The organism is Bradyrhizobium sp. HKCCYLS3070, assembly GCF_051167575.1.
Classification (GTDB): Bacteria; Pseudomonadota; Alphaproteobacteria; order Rhizobiales; family Xanthobacteraceae; genus Bradyrhizobium.
The window spans coordinates 155,713-175,674 of record NZ_JBNPTI010000011.1 but is presented as its reverse complement, the minus strand read 5'-3'; the positions used below and the strand labels follow the sequence as shown (position 1 = coordinate 175,674).

13 protein-coding genes and 1 pseudogene are annotated in these 19,962 nt (G+C 58.4%); 9 read left to right on the top strand and 5 right to left on the bottom strand.

Annotation, left to right across the window (positions count from 1 at the left end; translation table 11 throughout):
- Positions 1-234 precede the first annotated feature (234 nt).
- Both ACQR03_RS26925 and ACQR03_RS26920 read left to right on the top strand, forming a co-directional pair.
- A complete protein-coding gene (locus tag ACQR03_RS26925; protein WP_434841592.1) occupies positions 235-4,971 on the top strand; it encodes a Holliday junction DNA helicase RuvB C-terminal domain-containing protein in 4,737 nt (1,578 codons plus the stop codon).
- Complete coding sequence (locus ACQR03_RS26920) at positions 4,968-5,702, top strand: hypothetical protein (protein WP_434841593.1); 735 nt, start codon at positions 4,968-4,970, stop codon at positions 5,700-5,702. The genes ACQR03_RS26925 and ACQR03_RS26920 overlap by 4 nt, the downstream gene beginning before the upstream one ends.
- A gap of 8 nt (positions 5,703-5,710) precedes the next feature.
- On the opposite strand, the gene ACQR03_RS26915 is transcribed toward ACQR03_RS26920, so the two are convergent.
- Positions 5,711-7,012: a DNA cytosine methyltransferase gene (locus ACQR03_RS26915; RefSeq protein ID WP_434841594.1), complete on the bottom strand. Its 1,302-nt coding sequence runs from the start codon at positions 7,010-7,012 to the stop codon at positions 5,711-5,713.
- 959 nt (positions 7,013-7,971) lie between these two features.
- Here ACQR03_RS26915 and ACQR03_RS26910 point away from each other — a divergent pair.
- The 4 genes and pseudogenes from ACQR03_RS26910 (at position 7,972) to ACQR03_RS26895 (ending at position 11,915) form a co-directional block, all read left to right on the top strand.
- Positions 7,972-8,859, top strand: coding sequence for a ParA family protein (locus ACQR03_RS26910; protein ID WP_434841595.1), 888 nt, complete (start codon positions 7,972-7,974; stop codon positions 8,857-8,859).
- Positions 8,856-9,305 carry a hypothetical protein gene (locus ACQR03_RS26905; protein WP_434841596.1) on the top strand — a complete coding sequence of 150 codons (450 nt, stop codon included), beginning with the start codon at positions 8,856-8,858 and terminating at the stop codon, positions 9,303-9,305. Before ACQR03_RS26910 ends, ACQR03_RS26905 begins: the two co-directional genes overlap by 4 nt.
- Before the next feature lie 895 nt (positions 9,306-10,200).
- Positions 10,201-10,356, top strand: a pseudogene (locus ACQR03_RS26900) (DUF736 family protein); the annotation flags it as partial.
- A 362-nt stretch (positions 10,357-10,718) separates the two neighbouring features.
- Positions 10,719-11,915 (top strand): DUF932 domain-containing protein, encoded by a 1,197-nt coding sequence (locus ACQR03_RS26895; protein WP_434841597.1) that lies wholly within the window; start codon positions 10,719-10,721, stop codon positions 11,913-11,915.
- 1,163 nt (positions 11,916-13,078) lie between these two features.
- Here the strand turns inward: ACQR03_RS26895 and mobF are convergent.
- The 4 genes from mobF to ACQR03_RS26875 all read right to left on the bottom strand — a co-directional run bounded on the left by mobF (position 13,079) and on the right by ACQR03_RS26875 (position 17,446).
- Positions 13,079-14,209 (bottom strand): MobF family relaxase, encoded by a 1,131-nt coding sequence (gene mobF, locus ACQR03_RS26890; protein WP_434841598.1) that lies wholly within the window; start codon positions 14,207-14,209, stop codon positions 13,079-13,081.
- Between the two features lie 3 nt (positions 14,210-14,212).
- Complete coding sequence (locus ACQR03_RS26885; RefSeq protein WP_434841599.1) at positions 14,213-16,024, bottom strand: type IV secretion system DNA-binding domain-containing protein; 1,812 nt, start codon at positions 16,022-16,024, stop codon at positions 14,213-14,215.
- Positions 16,021-16,341, bottom strand: coding sequence for a hypothetical protein (locus ACQR03_RS26880; RefSeq protein WP_434841600.1), 321 nt, complete (start codon positions 16,339-16,341; stop codon positions 16,021-16,023). Before ACQR03_RS26880 ends, ACQR03_RS26885 begins: the two co-directional genes overlap by 4 nt.
- A gap of 634 nt (positions 16,342-16,975) precedes the next feature.
- A complete protein-coding gene (locus ACQR03_RS26875) occupies positions 16,976-17,446 on the bottom strand; it encodes a hypothetical protein (protein WP_434841601.1) in 471 nt (156 codons plus the stop codon).
- Positions 17,447-17,647: 201 nt separating this feature from the next.
- Here ACQR03_RS26875 and ACQR03_RS26870 point away from each other — a divergent pair, with 201 nt between their 5' ends.
- From ACQR03_RS26870 to ACQR03_RS26860, 3 genes are all read left to right on the top strand, one after another.
- A complete protein-coding gene (locus ACQR03_RS26870; protein WP_316213944.1) occupies positions 17,648-17,905 on the top strand; it encodes a helix-turn-helix domain-containing protein in 258 nt (85 codons plus the stop codon).
- Positions 17,906-18,414: 509 nt separating this feature from the next.
- The gene (locus ACQR03_RS26865) at positions 18,415-18,930 is read left to right on the top strand and encodes a hypothetical protein (protein ID WP_434841602.1); all 516 of its coding nucleotides are present in this window, start codon (positions 18,415-18,417) and stop codon (positions 18,928-18,930) included.
- Positions 18,927-19,796, top strand: coding sequence for a Kiwa anti-phage protein KwaB-like domain-containing protein (locus ACQR03_RS26860; protein WP_434841603.1), 870 nt, complete (start codon positions 18,927-18,929; stop codon positions 19,794-19,796). The genes ACQR03_RS26865 and ACQR03_RS26860 overlap by 4 nt, the downstream gene beginning before the upstream one ends.
- Positions 19,797-19,962: the final 166 nt, after the last annotated feature.

Below are 19,962 nucleotides of genomic sequence, written 5' to 3'. Positions count from 1 at the left end.
GCGCCGCCAACGGGAGTTAGCCTTTCTCGAGGCTGCCACTGGGATTACGCTGTCACAATTCGCAATAGCCGGCCTTGTGTTCTAATCTTGGCGGCGCGGTCGTCATGGGACAACCGGCCGGAGTCGCTTGCCAACACCACCGAGACACTAGGTGCTGTTTCGCCGAAGGATGGCGAGCTTCACCAATACCTTTGTTCGCAAATATCGTCGCAGCTAGGCATCCCAGAACGGCAGGTGCGCGAGCTTCTTCGTCTCGTCCGCGCCGAGTCTGCCAAGCTAGAGCTTGCCATCCGCGACTCGTTTTCTTGGGAGATCTTTGACAATCTCCTCGCCAGCCCCGCCACGACGAATCCCGCCGACGCGGCTTGTTTCGCGACAGGTGTTCCAGTTATTGGGACGAGCGGTAAGGCCTTCAAGGAATCGTATGACATTCTTGTTACGTTGGCGAAATTCGTAAGCAGCGTTGGGCTAAGCGAAGCCGTCGACCAGATGAAGGGCACGAACGCGGCGCAGACGCGAGCGCTATCGACTAGCCTGGACGCGATGCATCTATACCTGGCAGCCCAGCTTATATCGCCGACTACGTTCGAGACTGCACCGTTGCGCCAATTTCGCGTTGGAGTTCCTGCGCCGACTTGGTACGGCGAGCTGGATGCGGAGGCCCTTGAAGATATTCTTAGCGAGCTGAACCGGAGACAGCCGCGGGATCGCCTCACGTTATCTTGCACAAACGCTTTGCCAAGCGCGCGGCCGCTACCCGGCGGGCCGTTCGTCGTAATCAATACCGTGGAACTGGAAGTTACCACGTCGTCAGGGTCCATGCCGGGAGGCGTGGTTTTTTCAAAGAAAATCGATAGGGCTGTCCCCGCGGCCGTCACGGCTTCACAAGCTAATCCCATGCAATGCATTGATGCCACGGCCGTGATCCATCGCAAGCCGATGAAGTACAAGGCCGACGCGCCACAATTTCGTTCGGGCACGGTTGATGTAATTAGCTTGGACTCGTTCGCCTGTGGTGGACTCGCCGTAGTGCGGGATGCAAATGCTAACGGCGTCCCGGTTTTTGCAAGCCGGGCCAGCAGTTGGACGCAGGAGCTTGCCCTTTCGCGTGGCGGAGCGACCGACCTACAGGTTTTTCACAGTTCAGCTGTTGTGGAAGTTTCCTTGATGCGCCAAGGCGAGCAGCCAACTTCCAAGAATACGCAAGCGGGCAGCCATTTTGTCTCATTTACGGAAGACCTTGAAGACAACGATAGCCTGGCGATCGAGCTAAGGGATGCTGCAGGAGCCACTGTTGGCACCTGGACTCTTCAAGTCGCGATCGAGAGCTCCGTGGAGACGACCAATTCGCGCTACGAATCGCTTATCGCGCGGCACCGTACTGGACGAAAGAGCATCCCGCATGCCGCTGACATCCCGCTACATCGCCTTGAGCTCGGTTCGTACCTGTCCTGTGCGGATAGCTGGAAGCCCGTCCTTGCCTGCTGGACTTCCAGGATTCCGGCCCGCCTGGCAATCGATTGGAGCAGTAATGCGACGCTGGGCGACTTAGTCCCCCAAATCGATCCGCGGCCGCCTATTTCGCCACCGGCAGAATTACTTCGAGCACGCGAGACGGTCCGGGTGCTCTTCGAGCAGGCACAGCGTAGTGTTGCCGAAATTGAAATCGACAGCTCGCCGATCGATTCCGCTGTTGAAGAATATGTTTCAAAGTACCTTCAATGGCTCCAGGCGGATCCGGGGTCTGCATCCTGGCTAGATACGTTCGCGATTCACGCGGCCGAATGGAATTCTCAAGCTGGGCGGCATGTTGCGACAGACGAGCCAGTCGTAGTCTTACTGTCGGCCCTGCACCCGCTTCGCCTAGGGTGGCATGCGGTAGCGCAGAAGTATCTATCCGAAGGCCTGCAAAAGCCGTGTCCGGCAGCAGGCTTGTTAAGCCCGTCGTGCTGTCCCGACGCAGGCTTGGTTTATCTCCAGGACGGCCAATCACTTAAGCCAAGAGCGCTCTTTGCGCTTCCTTGCCAGCATCCGCATTGGGCGGTGATGGCGAATGTCACCTACCTTGACAAGTCGACTGTCCGGTCCTCGGTGTTGCAGCGCCTATCGGAACTTGGGTTGATGGTTGAAGGGATCACCGGTGGGTTCACGGCCCAACAGACCCAGGATAGCCTAAACGAGGTAACGAGGTTATTGCCAGCGCGAAGCACGCTCCGCATAGGCATCGTTGGCGACCCAGAGACATCCAGCGAGTGCGGAAACGGCGTGTTTCGGTGGACAGAGAGGCTATACACGGAAGATTCCGACAGTATCTCGGGTCCGCGCGAAGTCGAGGTGTTCGATGCTCGGGATGCCAGCGATCCTGCCCCGGAGGAGCTCGCCGACCTGTCGGAACGCACGTCGGAACACGTCCGGTGGTTTAAGCTTCAGCAATCGGCAAGCCTACCTCGGCTTGACCTGACGATCATCGACCAGCTTGGTATGCGCTCGCCTGAAGCCGCTAGCGGCTCGACACGCTCCGCCGTGGCGCCGGCCTGTCTTTTTCGGACGCGGGTTCGCGAAGATTTCCAGAATGCCCGGGCTATACTGGAATCGCGGGTGCTGTCGGGCCAGGCCACGGGCACTCGGCTAACTGACCTTGTTACCGAGGCCTTTGGTACATACGAGGCGCTGTCGACGAACGACGGTAATCGCACGCACTTTCGCTTCACCCCCAATCAGGATGCGGTCGGAACGCGGCTACAAAAATCGATCTTCCTCTCGGTCACTTCGAGCCAAGTTGACCCGGCTTGCATTGTGCGCGGTACCGTTGGGCAGGGAGGATATCTCTGGGACTACGAACTGCCCGGGATTCTAGGGGGCAGTGAAACAAGCCTTGGCTATTATCTGGTTGCCCAGCCAACTTCCGCGATGTCCAAGGCTGTCGAGAACGCAGCCCTTCTTCTCGCAAGCTCACCTCCCAACGTCCCGGGATTGTTGGACGAAGTCTCTCGCCGTGGCATACCGATCTTGAAACGGTTGGCCAGCGGGGGTAGCCAATCACGAGGCGAGCTCGGTCTCCTCCTTGCGACGCGTCTTCTTCAAGATAGTTTCCGGCAGGCGGCCGCCGCGCCCAGATTGCCTGTGCATACTGGAAGCTGCATCCACTTCGTGCTGCCGGTGGATCCTTATGAAGAACTGTTTATCCGCCTAAGGCGCAGCTTGCTGTCAGGAGCGCCAGGTGAGCAACGCCCAGATTTGATCGTCGCGGCAATCCAGCTTCAAGACGGAGACCAGCCCGTTTTGATCAAGCTTACACCGGTCGAAGTAAAATACCGCGCGGGCGGAATGTCTGCTGCGGACATGAAGGACGCATTGGAGCAGGCGCATAATCTCGGTCGCCTGCTATCGGAGCTCTGGGTTGCGAGCGCGCCGAGCGAGCTATGGAAGGTTTGTGGCGCCGCACTACTAGCGCAATTTCTAGATTTTGGCTTCCGAATATACGCGGCAGATTGGCTGCATCAGCGGCCACAATCCGAGTGGGCAAGTGCACACCAGCGCGTCATCCAAGACATCTTGGGATTGAGAGCCCGCATTACGGTGAACATTGCTGGTCGCCTCTTGGTATTCGGTGGGACGGCCCCCACAGCAGTGGCAGATCTGGACGGTGACGGACGGCAGGATACCGTCCACATATCCACCGAGGATGCGCGATCCATACTAGAGGCCAGTGCGCGTCTTTCCGCCGTGGCCGATGGGGCGGTCCAGCAGCTAGACTTTTCGTTCCCTGGCTGTGCCAGACACGCGCCTGTCGACGTAACGCCGAGTGCTCCTCCTTCCAGCTTCGTCCAGGCTGGGCCTTCGGTCGAAACTGCTACCCCGGCCGCAAATGCCGCAGGCGAGCGCGCCCACACCAATTCCACTCACCATGCTGAAGCCTCTCAAGCCCCGGCGACCAGGTCACCCGTCGCATCCCCGGTCACACCGGAGATTCGGCGCCAGGTTCAAGATGCTTTCGGAGGTTTCATCGGGAACGAACCTGCCGTGGCCAGACTGTCGAATGACCTGCTGAGGGCACTCATCGAAAGGCCGCCGCACTTGGCGAAGAACTACTTATTCACAGGCATGCCCAGCACGGGCAAAACCGAGCTCGCCCGACGCATCGCCCGGGCGCTTGACCTGCCATTCGTGAAGCTTGATGGACGTAGCGTAGGGAGCCGGGACAAGTTATTTGACTTAATTAATGGTGAGCTCAACTCGGCTGGTGTTGCCCCGTCACAGGTTGGCCAGCAGCTCGGCTTGCCAGTGCTGGAGTACCCGCCCCTCATAGTATTTATTGACGAGGTTCATCTCGTACCCCGTGCATTACAAGAAGCGCTATTGACGATGCTCGAGGCGGCCGATCGGACCGTGGTCCTGTCCGACCAAGTCGCTCACATGCACCGCGCCACGTTCCTGTTCGCAACAACCAGGGCTTCCGACGTCGATGCTGCGTTCATTAGTCGCTGCGATGAGATTCAACTTCGGGAATACACCGAGGAAGAAGTGGCTCGCATTCTTCGGACAAAGCTTCCGCACGATGACTGGACAGGCGAAGTTTACCAGGCATTGGCCGTCATCGGCCGGTGTGTTCCGCGCATCTCGATCCAGCTGGCCGGTGCGCTCGAGACCGCGGTGCTGGTTTCAGAGCAAGACAAGCCGGTGCTGTCGCACCTAGAGGACGTTCGTCGTGCGCGGGAAATCGATGAGAAGGGCCTAACGCGCATGGATTTCGAATATCTCGGTATTCTTGAGCGTGCTGGCGGCCCAGTCGGAGAACAAAACCTCCTCAACCTTCTGCGCACGGTCGACAAGGACCGCGTACTGAACGAGATCGAACCGTTCTTGGTACGCGTTGAGTTTATCCGTCATGGCCCCCGCGGACGCGAATTGACGCCCGAGGGAAGAGAGTACCTGCTATCACACCGCCTTCATGGCGCGGGACGCAGGTGACTGGGTCAACGGCCAAGCGGTGCCGACCGCCCCCAAGGAGCTCGCCCAGGCGACTTGCAAGGACAAGTCTTTCCGAGAGAAAGAGCAAGGTTCGATGGTGCCGTCGAGCACTTCTTCGATGGTACCGGAAAAATGGCCGCGAGTTCGCTTGGCGAGAGCCTAGTGCAAGCGCGTTTCAAAGGATCGTCGCCGAGATCCTGCTTCAACGGACACAAGCCGAGACGGTGAACCGCTTCTTTGCGCCATTTTTCAAACAGTTTGGCGATTGGCAGGACATTCACTCCGCGGACCCGAACTTCATTGGTGGCCACCTGAAGGAAATTGGCCTTTGGCGCCGGAGAGCCGCGGGGTTAAAGGCCTTGGCCGCAGAGATGGTGCGACGGAAGGGTAAATTCCCGGCTCGTAGAGAAGAGCTGGAGACGTTGCCGGCAGTTGGCCAATATGTTGCAAGTGCCGTCTTGTTGTTTGCTCATAATCGCCCTAGCCCGTTGCTCGACGCAGGCATGGCGCGGCTGCTCGAGCGCGTGTTCGAGCCTCGGAAGCTCGTGGATATTAGGTACGATCCTGCGCTCCAGGACCTAGCTCACGAGTTCTTTCGATCCCGTTCGTCGATTGAGCTGAATTGGGCCGCTCTCGACGTGGCGGCGCTCTTCTGCCGCCGCGCCAAGCCGGTTTGCCCTAGTTGCCCGTTGCACGGAAAATGCAACTATGCGCGCGCTCGCGATGTCTAGACGAGCTCCTATGCAGCTTGCCTGCTGCGCTCTTCAGGACGTGCTGCTTCCCTCATGTTGGCGCATAGGACTTCTCCAATAAGTTCCGCCAGCAATGGTGGAACTGCATTCGCTACTTGCGTAAATCTCGGAACCTCCCGGCGTCTCATTTCGCCGCCCGTCGTGTACTTTCCTTTGAAGACGAACCAGTCTGGAAACGTCTGAAGACGTGCGTTCTCCCGAACGGTAAGCGTTCGTGGCTCGCTATAGTGGAGAAGATCATCCGGCATGCTGGTGATCGTCGGGGCAGGCTGTTCGGGGTCGAGCACCCGCGTGGCCATCTTCTTCAGGCCGAACTTCTGCCTCATCTCCCGAGAGAGCTGCACGTTCAATCTTCCCTTAGCGTGGCACAGCGAAATGATTCTCTTGAAACGGTGCTCGATCTCGGGACGATGTTTCGCAAGACGGGTGTCGGAGGGCGGCCCCTCGTGCCCGTCCCGCATGGCTCGCTGAAAGTTGCTTCTCGGCTGTCCATAGGCGATCGAAACGTAGCCGTTGCTATCAGGGCACGGTACCGTTCCATTTCTGCCGACCTCGAGGTCAGATATAGCAGTGCGCGCCGCGACCCTCCTTGGTATGTTACGCTTGGACAGGAAGCTGGGAGATGCCTTCCGCAGCTCGTCGAAAAAAGTATTCAGCAAGGAGTCGAGGTTCTGCGTCTTTGAAATAGCGACTAGGAAAAACCTCGGTCGTTGTTGTGGGACCCCGAATTCGCAGGCCCTGAGGGTGGAGCAAACAACGTGATACTCTGAGGAAAGCCGTTCCTTCAGCTTGTTGGCAAAATTCGGAACCGGTTTTCCTCTTTTCCCGTTTACCTTGAAGTCGTATGTGATCCCCAGGACATTCTCCATCAAAACAATCTTTGGACGGATAATGTCGACGAGCTCTAAGTAGCGTTCGACGAGTTCATTGCGAGGATCGACAGCGCGGCGTCGCCCGGCGCTCGAAAATCCTTGGCAGGGAGGACCTCCAGCCAGCAGGTCGACTTTTCCCCGGAGCTCCTTGAGGTCGTGCAGGTGGTTGCTGAGCAAATCTTCGACCGCCCAGGGGCGTTGCTCAAGCCAATCTGGCCAACGATAAGAGTACCGTGCACGGGGTCCAAGAAAATTCTCGCGCAAAGTCTCAAAAGCGAAGCGATCTTTCTCGATTGCAAAGTGACCGATCCAACCAGCACGCATCAACCCAAGGCTAAGGCCTCCGCAGCCTGCGAACGCATCAACAAAGGTGAAGGCACGACCTTCGGCTCGCGCTTTTTCATTCTCAACTTGCATTCTCTTCCTAATCAGCTGTGCGTCGGACAGGCCCAATGTGAATCAACTCGAGGCAGACCGCCAGGCTTTTTGCTGTACGGCCCCGCCAGCTCGAGCGGTACTCTCAACTCTCGTGGGTAGGCAGCAGAAGTTCTCGGTCAGCAAGTCGGGGCGCGCCCGCGGCCACTCCAGCGCGACATTGGGATGACCATGTACTGCGGTCTTCGAAGATGCCGGGCACCAGCGCCAAGGGCCGGCATTCTCGAGCCGCGAACAACGGAACAAAACATGAACATGCGGCCGCCTCCGAGTCAAGCCCTCGGCCGGAATTCTCCACGATTCCAGTTAAAGACGCGTTTCCTATGCGGAGGCTTCCACCTGTACGACCTTGACTATCCAACGTTAGCCGAGAACAACCTGCAAATGCCCGATTCAGCACCACGTGGGCAGCCTTAGGAATGGACCGCGACAAAACGGGGGAGAAGAAGTGGCTCTGATCCGAGAATTCTCAAGGAAGGACCGAGGCCGGCTTTCTGTGCACGACGAAATCGAAGCGAGTTATGCAAGCTTCGAGTGCGACGGTCGCTTCATCTTGCAAATTGATACGTATGGGCGAAACACGCGCCAAGTCCCAGGCAAGCAGAGCCAAACTATCCAACTTGACCGCCAAGGAGCCGAGGCGCTCTACGCAATACTCAAGCGCGAATTTCATTTCTGACAGTCGTACGAGTGTACCTGTCGAGTGCAATGCGCCAGATAGGGGGGCGGCACGGCTAACGACCAAGCCTCGCCAGCGCTCCGAAATGACGCAGGCCGTCGGTAGATGATAATTCTCGTGGGCAGTCCCACGCGATGCGGACTGGAGATGCCAAACAACGCAGAAGTGAGCCGAGGGCTAATCCTGGCCCGAGCTTCTCCAGGCTTCGAATTTGCAGCAACGGGTCCGCGCGGCCCGATCACTCGTGAATAGGGAGGGGCAGGTGACTGGAAACAACAGTCCGAAGACTATTGCGACGATAAATTTCAAGGGCGGGGTCGGAAAGACAACCGTGACTTGGTGCCTCGCTGATACGCTGGCGATGTATTCCAACGCGAGCGTATTGATGTTCGACCTCGATGCCCAGATGTCGCTGACCCAGGCGGTGGGCCTCAACGAGGACAATGGCAGCTTGTACCCGGCGTTTGCAACTTGGTACGACAAGAGCCTCAGTACCAAGAGAACGATCTTTGATGCGATCGACCAATATACGAAGCCGGCAGCGCACTTTGATTTTCCGATTGCCTATGATTTCATCTACCAGATCACGAAGAGTCTTCACTTCGTACCATCTGTGGAAGATCTTTACTGGCTGGAGCTCGAGGTGTTTGACCGCGACCAGATGAAGGACTTCATGCGCCGACTCCTCGGCAAGATCATGCATTCTGGAAAGGTAGAGAACTACGACTATGTTCTATTCGACTGTCCACCATCCTTCACCCTACTTTCCTACAGCGTGCTGTCTTGTTGCGACTTGGTGCTGATCCCGGTTAACCCAGATTTTTTCGCGTCGCGCGGCGTGAGCTTGCTCTTGAATTCGCTTAAAATGCGGATAGAGCCACACCCCACACCACAGATCGCGGTCTTTATGAATAAGACAAAGACCTACGGCAACTTGCCAACGAAAGAGACCGCGTTCTACATGAGGGAAATCGAGCAGATCTGCAATCGGGCCAGAAAGGATCACGGTATCCGCGCGATGTTCTTCAGTGATGCTTGGGTGCGAGAACGGGTCGGCATTAAGCGGGCGATCACGGGTGGAGGCGTGCCCCTCGATCTTGTTGGCGATTTTCAAGGCCTCTGGAAGGCTTGCATGGGAGTTCTAAAGTGAGCGGCGACGAGGGACAATTTCGGACTCCAGAGCAAGAAGTCATAAAGCTGCTGGAAGACTGCGGTGATATCAAGCGAGCCTTGCAGCTAATCGCTGCGCAAGTGAATAGAATGGAGGCGAGGGTAAAGAAGGCGTTCCCCGAAGCAGCCGAAAAAGTAAGACAGAGAAGCGCGGCAGCTAGAGTTCGAACAGGCTCGTCGCTCTCGCAAGAACAGGCGATTGCTGAATTTGAAAACGTGGTTCGACTTGCTTCCGCTGGCAGTATCACAGATGCTGAGCGTGTACTTAGCGAGAAGTCGACTGCTGACCTGCTGGCGATCGCCCGCGAGGTTGGCGTCAGCTTTCCGAAGAGCAAGCCATCCGTCCGGACCATCCGTGAAGCGATTTTCGGCAAGGTTCGTGAAAGTCTTTTGCTTTCCCGGCATACTCCCCGAACAAGCAGCTAACGTTCCACCTTCGTCGCGGCGTTGAATTGCCATCGTTCGGGCCCGTTCGGCGCAAGATTTTCCCATCAGTCGCAACTGATAGTGATGATGAGGACCTCGCTTCGTGCATTACCTCGCCCTGTTTGGAGTTGGGAGCCAACAAAGAGGCGGGATTCTCGACCCATGATATCTCGCCAAGGCTAAGAAATATTAGCATTCCGCGCTTGGCGCCTGCCGCCTCCAGATAATCGCTGAGCTGCGCGGCGTAGCGATTTCGGACTGCAGGATTCGGGTCGATATCCGACTTCCAATCAATGGCCGCCTCCACGCGGCCCTCTGTGATCGCGAGTGCATCCGCCCGGCCTGCTACAAGAACGCCATCTCCTGAACCCCAGATTGCCACTTCAGGCAACAGGAAGGGGCGCACCTCGATGATCTCAGGGAGGGCAAGGGCCCGTAATGCGCATCTCGCCATTTCGGTCGGATCAGGACCGGTTTCCTGCTGGTCCACGTCCGTTAGCAACTGGGCGAGCAACTCTTCCGCGCGGGAAGCCACCAGTCGCTCGTCGGCGTCCAACTCGCCAGTCAGAAACTGCTAATGCCGATTGCCGGCAAGAAACCCGCCAAGGAGCCTGCGGCGAAGAAGCTGGCGGCCAAACCGCAGCGGAAGTCAGCCTAGGGCCTGTCAATTCTCGATGATGCAATACCGGAGCAGGTGGGAACTGCGGCGGTGCGTGCGCTCTAGCAGAGCCGTCCTGCGTGGAAGTCGTGAGGGTCAATCCCGGGGCGATTTCTCTGACTGCCGATCGCCGTGTGCGGCAGGCAATCTCGGATACGGCAGATGCTCAGTTTCCGGCAGAAGTGACCAAGCGTTTCTCGATCATGTTTGCGCAAGGCGATCCCGTCTAGGCGCGCGGCAGCCTGGAAGAAGACCGCCCGCGAGAGCGACCGGGAATATCTCTCGGTCAAGCTCGACGATCCGGGCTTCCCGGCGCCGATCTACGCCTCTCTGGTCAAGGTCGAGGGCGTCGACGGTTTCGCTTTGATCTGGTCGCGCCGCAGCGGCGACTGATCCCCTGGGATCATCGGCCCCGCCTCTTCGGAGGCGGGGCTTTTTGCATGCTCATCGCCGTCTAAAAGGAAGGCCAAGGCTCTGTTTCTGACAAGCGATTGCTATGGGCTCCGCCCTCGCGCGGGCAAGGGTGAAGCACGACAACGTGCCGGCCGGTGCGGTTTCCCCGGTCTTCCGCGCCTCGATCGATCACAAGAGTCTCGCATTGAACGGCGCGTGCAGACGCGCGCGGATCCCGCGCGCCCTTGTCAGGCGGGTGATCCCCCTCCGCTCCGGCCGCCCTTGCCCTTGCTACCCCAGGTCTCGCCGACGGGCAGGGTTGCAGCGCAGCGCTGCGCTTCAACCTGAACAGGAGAGTGACAATGAACGTAACGATGTCACAGCACGGCGAACAATCGGTTTCCAGCGGTTTCCGGGTGGATATCTCGCGCGGCCAGCGGATCGGCCGGGTATCGTCGGAGTGGTTTGCGCGTCCAGATGACGAACGCTATCTCAATTTGCCGGACCTCTATGACGCCGTGCGCAGCCGGGCCGAATGCGCCGATGTGCGCACCGTCGAAAGTCGGACCATCCGCGTGGAGGCTACCCGCGAGAACGCCGAGCGGTTGGCCCTAATCGTTCCCGGACAGTCTGAGGCGGTGACGCCGACGCATTGGAGTTTTGGCCAGCTCTGCACGCTGGTGGGTGCCCCGGGCGCCTATCTGCGGCAACTGCCCGCAGCTTTGTCAGCCATCAATCTGCAGCATGGCCTGCTGTCACACCCCGCCGAACTGGTGAAGACCCTGGAGGCCGATAATGGCCGAGTTGAGCTTCGTGCCGTCACCGGGCCGGACTACGGCCGCATCTGGGATCAGGAACTGGTTGCCGCGGTCATGCAGATTGCCGGCAATGGCACCGGCGACACCCGATGGAAAGTGCCGGGTGTGCTCGACTGGTCGACCATGAACCACAATCCTTTTGTGGATGTCACCAAGGACACCACCACGCTCTACGCCAGCGATCGCGACGTGTTTCTGTTTCTGGTCGACGACACCAACCCGATCGAGGCGGGACGGCTTCCGGACGGCTCGCCGGATGTGTATTTCCGGGGCTTCTACTGCTGGAACAGTGAGGTCGGCAGCAAGACGCTGGGTATTGCCAGCTTCTATCTGCGCGCCGTCTGCATGAACCGGAACCTCTGGGGCGTGGAAAATTTCGAGCAGATAACAATCCGGCATTCGAAGTTTGCCGCGCAACGGTTTGCGCATGAGGCTGCACCGGCATTGTCGAACTTTGCCAATTCCTCGCCCGCGCCGTTTGTTGCTGGCATTGCGGCCGCGCGGCAGCGCATCGTCGCCCGCACGGACGAGGATCGCGAGGGCTTTCTGCGCAAGAATGGTTTCTCCAAATCCGAGACATCGAAGGTCATTGAGGTCGTTCTTGGCGAGGAGAATCGCAAGCCGGAGAGCATTTTCGACTTTGTGCAGGGCATCACGGCCGTGGCCCGAAGCAAGGCGCATCAGGACGCGAGGCTCGAGGTGGAAGGCAAGGCCAGGCGCCTGATGGAGCGTGTCAGCTGACCACAAACCGCGCAACCGGGTGACACCGGTTGCGTGGCCACTCTCAAAAAGGTTCAGCGTCGCTGACTCCGCTAGCCAGATCGGCGACGCTGACGCGCGCACGCGTCCGGTGCTCGCCGGGCCTTCGGCCCGGCTCGCGATAGAGCACAGTTTGACAATCAACGACCGATACGACAGCCAATCGGACGGACGAATTCGTCCGGCGTTTTTGGTTTGCGCTGGTTTGTCGATCTGCCAAGATCGTCGGCTTGGTGCGCATTCTGCGCAGCACGATATCATCTACGACATCGGTGCATAGTGACGAGGCTGGTTCTGACTTTTTTGTCGAAGACCTACTGACAACCGACATCTGATTTGTAGCGGCCGGGCAAAAAGTCCTTAGCAGGGCCGCGGTCGCCAGGCGCTAGAAGCAGCTTCAGCCATGGCCTTTAGCGGTACTGCCTCGTTTTAGCCCAACGTTCTCGGATGACGATTCTCAGCATCGAGGGCGCCCTGAGCGGCAGTCGGTTTGCTGCAGGACCGCCAGGATATTATCATTTCTCGTACAGCGGCGGCACCGGCGCTCTCGCCAATTCTCTGCAAGGAGGCATCAAGAATTACTCACTCGGAAAGCCAGTTGGTTGCAGCATGATCGCGGCCTCATCAACGCGTCCATTGCAACAGTTGTGCGTTCTGGCGGCTGGGATTGGGCTTCTCCACAAGCGGGCAACGGCAATCAAGAGCAGAGATGAGTCTTAGGGAAGAGAAGGAAGAAGTTTTTCACACCCTATGCACCTGTGGTGCTGACGCTTCGCGAGCCGCATGCGGCTATCTCATTGGGGTTAAACAAAAGATCCTGCTCTGCGGTGTTTACAAGAGAAGGATCGAGCGAATACAGCTGCGTTCTCTAAGGATCGATCGATCAAGGTGGTCAATACCTTGCGTGCCCTTGGACGCGTATACGAACGAAATTCCGGTCTCATTCTCAAGCTGGGGTGAGTTTGTTCAGTCTAGCTGTCCCAAAGTGTCAGCTGTCGCGATCTGAAGTCGAAGCTCGCAAATTGTTTCTCAGCGGCCGCGGATCGATTGCGGACGGGCGAGGCTGCTCCGGCCGGCTACTCCGCTTGCAGCGATCCAGAGGCCGTCGCCGGCCCGAGAGGTCCAATCGTCTTCCCGACCCTCGGTCAATCCCGCTCATGCTCACGGTGGCGTAGCTCGATCCTGACCCCAGACATGCCGGCCGACTGGTCCATCGTGCGGAGCACGTGGCCGAGGCGAGAGCCGAGCTGGGCGGCGCTTTGATGCTGGGTTGGCCTCGCAGCGCCCCGGGCTGCCGCCGGTGCTGGTTGGCCGACCGGCGAGCGGGTTTGGCCCCGCCCTCCAGGTAGCTCCACGTCAGAACGGCCGCTGGTCGTGGTATGTATGTGATCACGGCTCCTGCCGAGATCAAAGCCCAGCGCCTTGGCCTCGGCTTGCCAATGGCTGGTGAGTTCGCTGAGCTTGCCATCCTGCTTGGGTCGGCGCGTGCGTAGCGTCGCGAGCTCCATGCCCTTCGGCGTGCTGTAGCCGTGGGCTTTCGCGGCTTCCTCGATCGCCTGGCGCCGCTTGGAGAAAGCGCGCTCGATGTGGCGCGGGATTGCCGCCACCCGAAACGTGTCCTTCTGCCGCTCCAGCCGAACACCTTGCCGTTCCAGTTCCGAGGCAAGCGCTTGGCGGTAGGTGGTCCCTGCCTGCTTCTGGGCCTTGTAGAGCTCACGGCTGACGATCGCGCCCCAGCTGCCATCGCGACGCGGGGCCAGGTTGAAAACAAAGGTGTGGGTGTGCAACTGCGGGTCGGATTCGCGACTGGTGTGATGATCAAACTGCGCCATCAGCAGCCCTGCGGTCTGCTCTCGGGTGGCTCCGGCCCGGCCACGCCTGGCCCAGCCGGCGGTTGCTTCCAGCTGAGCGGTGGCCGAGAGGACCGCCGAACGGTGCGCCTGCGCAATGATCTGGCGCTCTGGAACATCGGAGAGCGCCCAGAGCACTGAGACCGATTTAGGTGCGCTGAAGGTCATGTCCCAGCCGGCCGCATGCTCGCGGCCGCGGCCGCCAAGCTGCGCCAGCCGCTCACCGGTCTTGGGATCGATCCCACGCAGCGCAGCATCGAACTCGGTGCGCGTCACGGGTCCGTCAAGGCTGAGCCGCTCGGCCCCTCTGCCGGCCCAGCGGCCCGGCGGATCGCCATCCCGGCTGTAGTAGTCGTCGTGCTGCAGATGACCGTAGTAGCGCGAAGCCGAAGCGGCGTTCCCGCGAGCGGAGATCGAGGCTACCATGGCTCACTCTCGCCGTTTGAGGATCTGCTTCGCTAACTCCTTGGACAGGCGGGCAGGGGAAGGGAGTGGAGTTGGATGGGTGTTATCGTCGGCGCCGTCCGACAGCCTCACTCGGGACAAGGGTCGAGTCCAACCCGCCGGCATGATCGGCTCGCGCAGTTGACGCAGCTTGAGATAAGGCAGCTCCAACTCGTAGACGTCTTCGCCGAGACCGATGAGCAGGACCCGGACGCCGTCCTTGGTCGGTCCAAGGCGGGAGCCAAGCTCGGATGCCGTGATCACGCGGCGCATCTCGCGATGGATGCTCTCCGTGATGCTGGACTTGCCACCGGAATGAGTTGAGCTCTTCGTTCGCCGTTCGACCTCCTGCTCGCCGATGAGGCGGCTGATATCCTCGGCCGCTTCGCTGGCGTTGATCCGGGTGATGATCTTGGTGCCCGTCATGCCGAACCATGACTTAGCTTGATCCTGTCCATAGACGGCGCGGATCTGGGCTGTGTCCTGGGCGCCGATCACGACCGCGATGCCCTTGGACCGGCCGAGCTCAAGGAATGTCGGAAACTGCTTGATCGGCGGCAGCTGTGGGAATTCGTCCAGGAACAACCACACCCGCCGCTCGCGGCTTTCGGCAAGGGTCGGGCTGCCTACGGCCGAGGCGAGCAGGCCGAGCATGCTGCCGATCCAGATCCGGGACAGCTCGGGATACCCCGGGTCGTGCTGAAGGATCAGGGGGCGATAACGCGTTGGGTGATGCAGCCAGTTGCGAATCGAGAACCGCCGCGCCGATGGGTCGGACCAAGCCTCCGCCAGGACCGAGACGATCTGCATGTGGGTCTGGAAGGTGGTCAGGATGCTGAGCGTGGTCTTGCTTTCCGGCTGGTCGAGCAGTCGCAGCGCATTGGGATTGTGATCTTTGGCGTACGCTGCGAGCGTGCCGACATCAGCGGTTACGACTCGTTGCAGATCACCCCACCCCCACTCCTTGCCCCTGGTCGCCTGGAGATAGACGATACAGGCGACCAGGATCTCCTGTGCCGCCTGGGACCACATCGGATCGGAACTTGGCGGGATGAAGCGGGCGGCGAGCTCGCGGGCGTCCTGCTTGATGCTGCAGTCGGCTGCCACGTCCCAGACCAGAGATCGCTGATCATGGGGCGCGACCAGGAGGGGGTCCCCATCGGCTGGGAGCCCGCCCATCATGTCGCCTTTCGTGTCGAGAACCAGGAGGCCATCTCCGCGAAAGAGTGCTTCATCGATCAGGTGAAGCATGGTCTGCGTCTTGCCTCCGCCGACGCTGCCAACGATCAAGAAATGCCGCGCCTCCCGCTCGCGCCCAAGGGGCACCGATGGCATCAACTCAACACCCTTGCCATGGACCTGGCACTCTGCGGCGGCCGCCCGGGCGAACGCCTTCAGGCCTTGACGACCGGTTTGCAGCCGTGCTCCGCGAAGGACCTTGAGCGAGATCGAGTCTAACCGAAGACTTAGCGCGAAGCCAAACAGCGCTATCAGGCCCGCAAGACTGGCGCCGATCACGCTCCAGAAACGAAGCTCGAAGCCGCTCAGAGCTTGGTATCGCGCGAGCCAGGCTCGGCAAGCCTGCCAATAGGCCTCGCCGGAGCGGTCTGCCAGCCAGGCCAGGCCACGCCCTCTGATGCAGGCTTGAATGTCTGCTGGCTGGAATTCGGCGCTCCTTCCGTCTGCCAGCGTGGCGCTCGGCGGCCAGACCTCGAATCCGAGATACGAGATGCTCGCCGCGACCGCAAAGCAACCCATTGCAGCGAGAAAGCTAATGATCCGCAAACGCCAGGTCATGCTGCCCTCCCAGAGCTTTCGCCGGTCAGGGCCTTCAGCAGCGCCTCGAACATCGCAAGCAAATCACGCGCTGCTTTGTCGGCCGATTGAGTCTGCACGTACGTTTGCTGGCCTTGCTGTTCTAGCGCGGCAATCCGACGCTCGATCTGCATCAAGCGATCGGCGAGCGCCTTGTTGTCCCCGCCGGCAAGTCCGGTACGGATTAGGTCGCGGGCTACGCCAGTGATGTTTGCTGAAAGCCTGTGAGCGCGTGCACGAATCTGTTCTATCTCGCTCGCTGCGAGACGGATGGAGATCGGTCTTGTCTTGACTGTCATGAGATTGCCTCAACAGAGTTGCCGAGGCGATCGTTTTTGAATGCGGATAAGCCCGCTGCCCTGTTTAGAGCGTCCAGGAGACTTCAAGGCCAACGCTCACCCGAATGCCGGCAAACGCAAGAAGGGAGCGGAGCCCATCGATGCACCCGATTGTCGCCTCTTAGCCATCTCGCTCAAATGTTCAGGCGCACTTCAACCAATGAAAAGGCACATCGAACAATAGGATATAAAAGGGAGGCTCTTCGAAATTTTCTCTGTTCCGATGATCGTCGGGCAGTGGCGGCCACTGCGCTTGGAAGCGACACATGGCAGGTGTTGTACGATCTTTTGCGCGGATCATTTGCGCGACGGGCGTGATAAATTCAATTCTAGTTTTTGGGGAAGTCCAGTTACCGAACCTTCAATTCTGTTCACCCAAATGGGGCCCGGACCGACTTCGGCTCCTTCTGACCGCCTCGAGTTCAACCGTACGGTCGATCAGGCGTTGAACGATGGCTTTGCAATCATCTTGGGCCAATCCAAGTACGCCGTACGCTACCAATTCATCTTCAAGTATTGCGGCCATGATCCTTACGACACTCATTCGCTTCGCTCCATCGTATGTGGACCGTAGAAGTGCGACACGAATGCGCACTCACTCGTCTACTTCTGAATGACGAAAAGGCAGCGCCACGCCTGCTACCGCGCAGACCGCTTCTATTAAGCCGCGAACCGCCTTCGCCTCCCAATCAAGTTGGCCAAGGTCCTCTTCCCAATACTGGGACGTAACATAGGCGGCGTGCCGCGCCTTTACGCCCAGTCCTACAATCGTCGACGCTGGAGTTTGTATGATCTCGTGCTCGATCGGGTACAGACGGAGAAGTACTGCTTCTATTTGGCCTGTCGCGACTTCGTCAGCGGGGCTTTCCCGGAAGGAGAGCTCCCCCTCGGACTGTTTAGGTGCCTCTCTACCAACCTGAACCGGAGTGCGACGCAACCACTCCAGCTCCGCGCATATCGCGGTGAATTGCTGTTCAAGCACGAGGAGCGGGGCGTCCTCTGATTGAGGTGCCAGAGGGCAAGTCGACAACCCGTCAGCGCTGGTCTTGCAGGAGTGGTTGATCATTGGCCACTCCGCACGCACTTGGTCGCACGACCAGTCAGGCTTGTGAACCGCATGGCAGCAGGCTTCCGGCCGACGCCGATATCTGTGGGAGAGGCGCGCGCCAAGGTTTGCCCGCAAGGGGCTCGATGTTACGCTACTAGAGTAATCCAGAACTCCTGAAGTGTCAACACCTCAGGTGCAAAATTTTACCCTCGAGGCGTAATGTTGACTAGCGAACAGATCCGGGCAGCTCGCGCAATGCTGCGCATCGAACAGCGCGACCTTGCAGAGAAATCTGGCGTCTCGCTGGAAACCATCAAAAGGATTGAACGAACTCCAGGACGAATATCGGCTTACACTGGCACGGTGGATAAGCTGCGTCGTGCGTTGGAAATCGCAGGGATAGAGTTCACTAATGGCGACCAGCCCGGCGTGCGTTTGACTTCAGCAGCAGCAAAGCAAGTCAATCGATCTGACTGAGAGACGCTCGTCTGAGTTCCTTCAGGGACGCGGCTTGGACCCATCACAATTTCGAGGTGCTGCTTGCAGGTCGCAGCCATGCGGAGCTGACCGAGGTCACGCGACCGCGTTATCGCTGATTCAGATTTCCAGTGCGCTCATAAAGCAAAGCCCGACTGCCGTTTGGCGTCGAATGCCTTCGGGGCTCGTAAGGTTAGCCAACTACGTTCCAACAGGAGTAGTTCTATGGCTTCTCCAAGCTGCACCGCCGGCGCAAGGCGGCCGTCACCGGGGCTTACGACGCTCCTGATGATGCCTCTTCTTTTGAGAACGCACGGTCGTCTTCGGCGGGTTCTCTTGTGCGCCGCAAGAATGGCTTGGCTGATCCGCCGGCAAGCCGCATGATCGTGACGGCGACGATGTTATTGGCTCTAGCCCGAACTATCCTGTGATGTTTGGTGATACCTTGCGGCTTGCAATCGCAACCGGATAGCGTATATTCACGTTTTGTTCTGTACGGTTCGTGACTGATGAGGAATTTTCTTAAGGCCATTCTATTTGTCTCGGCGTTTTCCCCGGCACTGATCAGCGTCGGCGCTGCCCGTCTCTTCGCTGGCAGCGCATTTTGGGATGCGATCTATTATGTGGTCGCAGGAGGCGTCGGAAGCCTCACGGTTGTCTATATCCTGTCGGCGCTGAACTGGAGGGGAGAGGCGTTTCCCTTCAGCGCAAGAAAGATCGAGCCTAACGATGTTCTTTTGCTCGGAGTCGTTGTTACGTACATTCTTCCGTTCCTCATAAGGGCCTCCGATATCACAGTCGGCATTATTCTTGTTTTTGGCTTTTTGGTCTGGGGTATTTTTTGGTTCACAGACGCGACAGTGCCTAGTCCGTTGCTGCGCATCTTTGGGTATCGGTTCTACAAGGCCGAGGCTGCGAGCGGTATGGTGTACACGTTGATTACTTCGCGGGAAATTCTTGATCCTCGGGACGTTAAGACCGTGAAAAGAATATCGGGATCGATGCTCTTGGAGATCATTCCGTGAACTTGTTTGCACTAACAGGCGATCCCGCGCGCCGAATTGTTCGTATTCCGCTTTCGGCCGAAGTCCAGCGTGAGATGGACGAAACCTTCAAAGTCCAAGAAGGGAAGTTCAGAGCGTCCAGCGAAGAGCGAGTTGCCTTTGATGGAAAGTACAAGCCGGACACGGGGGAGTGTCTGTATATAGATGATTACGACGACATCGATGACCTTCACGGGGCTATCGCAAACCCCTTAGGTATACCTGAAATAGCGCCGGATCCTATCGAACTCGAAGCCATCAAGGCGCTATTCATGGGTAAAAACGATGGCGGACTTAGGGTCGCTCTAATTCAGAGCTTTGATAAGCGCAAGATAATCTCGAACAAGGGGTTATCTATCTTTCACTCCGCCAACGTGTTCAAGAAGGTCGAGGGCGTCGGCCTAACAATAGGCCCGAATCTCTCTGCGATTTTGGAAGATAATACGCTTTCGTTTTTCAGCTTTCATTCGGCGCGTCAGATTTTTGATCTCAGTCAGTATTATAGAGAAGCAACGGACGACGACCTTAAAGAGTTCGCCGCCAATGAGATGCTTAAGATTCCCGACCTTGCCACCTTTGTAACGAACTCCGACAGCTGGGTCAGGAGAAAAGTGGCCCTTGTAATGCAGAGTGGCATTCTTGAGAGAATTGATTTGGAGGCCACGAAGGCCGCGGCCCTGGTCTTCGGCATAAATATCCAGACTGAATCAAATGGAGACAAAATCGCTCTAGTGCTTCCTGAAAAGAAAGCGGAGTTGAAAAAAATCCTTCGCTTCTTAGATGAGGACTATTTCCAATCAGTTCTTTCGAGTACGCCGCACTTGTCGAACTCGAAGCGGCGCATTTAATGTTTTGACTTGTATTGCGGGGAATTTGCCGATTCAGAGGCACCTATCGCGCTTTTTCCCGCTACTGATCATCGATCCAACTGACACCGACAGGGTTTGATCGTAAAGCTTATCAGTTCGCCGAAAGCTAATCGCTCGACTGGCGATCGCCTTGGTGCCGCCGAAA

What these genes read in the sequence shown, in the direction of transcription:
- ACQR03_RS26915 (WP_434841594.1), bottom strand. Translation starts at nt 7,012, where the DNA reads ATGCAAGTTGAGAATGAAAAAGCGCGAGCCGAAGGTCGTGCCTTCACC.
- ACQR03_RS26895 (WP_434841597.1), top strand. Translation starts at nt 10,719, where the DNA reads ATGAACGTAACGATGTCACAGCACGGCGAACAATCGGTTTCCAGCGGT.
- mobF (WP_434841598.1), bottom strand. Translation starts at nt 14,209, where the DNA reads ATGGTAGCCTCGATCTCCGCTCGCGGGAACGCCGCTTCGGCTTCGCGC.
- ACQR03_RS26885 (WP_434841599.1), bottom strand. Translation starts at nt 16,024, where the DNA reads ATGACCTGGCGTTTGCGGATCATTAGCTTTCTCGCTGCAATGGGTTGC.
- ACQR03_RS26880 (WP_434841600.1), bottom strand. Translation starts at nt 16,341, where the DNA reads ATGACAGTCAAGACAAGACCGATCTCCATCCGTCTCGCAGCGAGCGAG.
- ACQR03_RS26875 (WP_434841601.1), bottom strand. Translation starts at nt 17,446, where the DNA reads ATGATCAACCACTCCTGCAAGACCAGCGCTGACGGGTTGTCGACTTGC.
- ACQR03_RS26870 (WP_316213944.1), top strand. Translation starts at nt 17,648, where the DNA reads ATGTTGACTAGCGAACAGATCCGGGCAGCTCGCGCAATGCTGCGCATC.
- ACQR03_RS26865 (WP_434841602.1), top strand. Translation starts at nt 18,415, where the DNA reads ATGAGGAATTTTCTTAAGGCCATTCTATTTGTCTCGGCGTTTTCCCCG.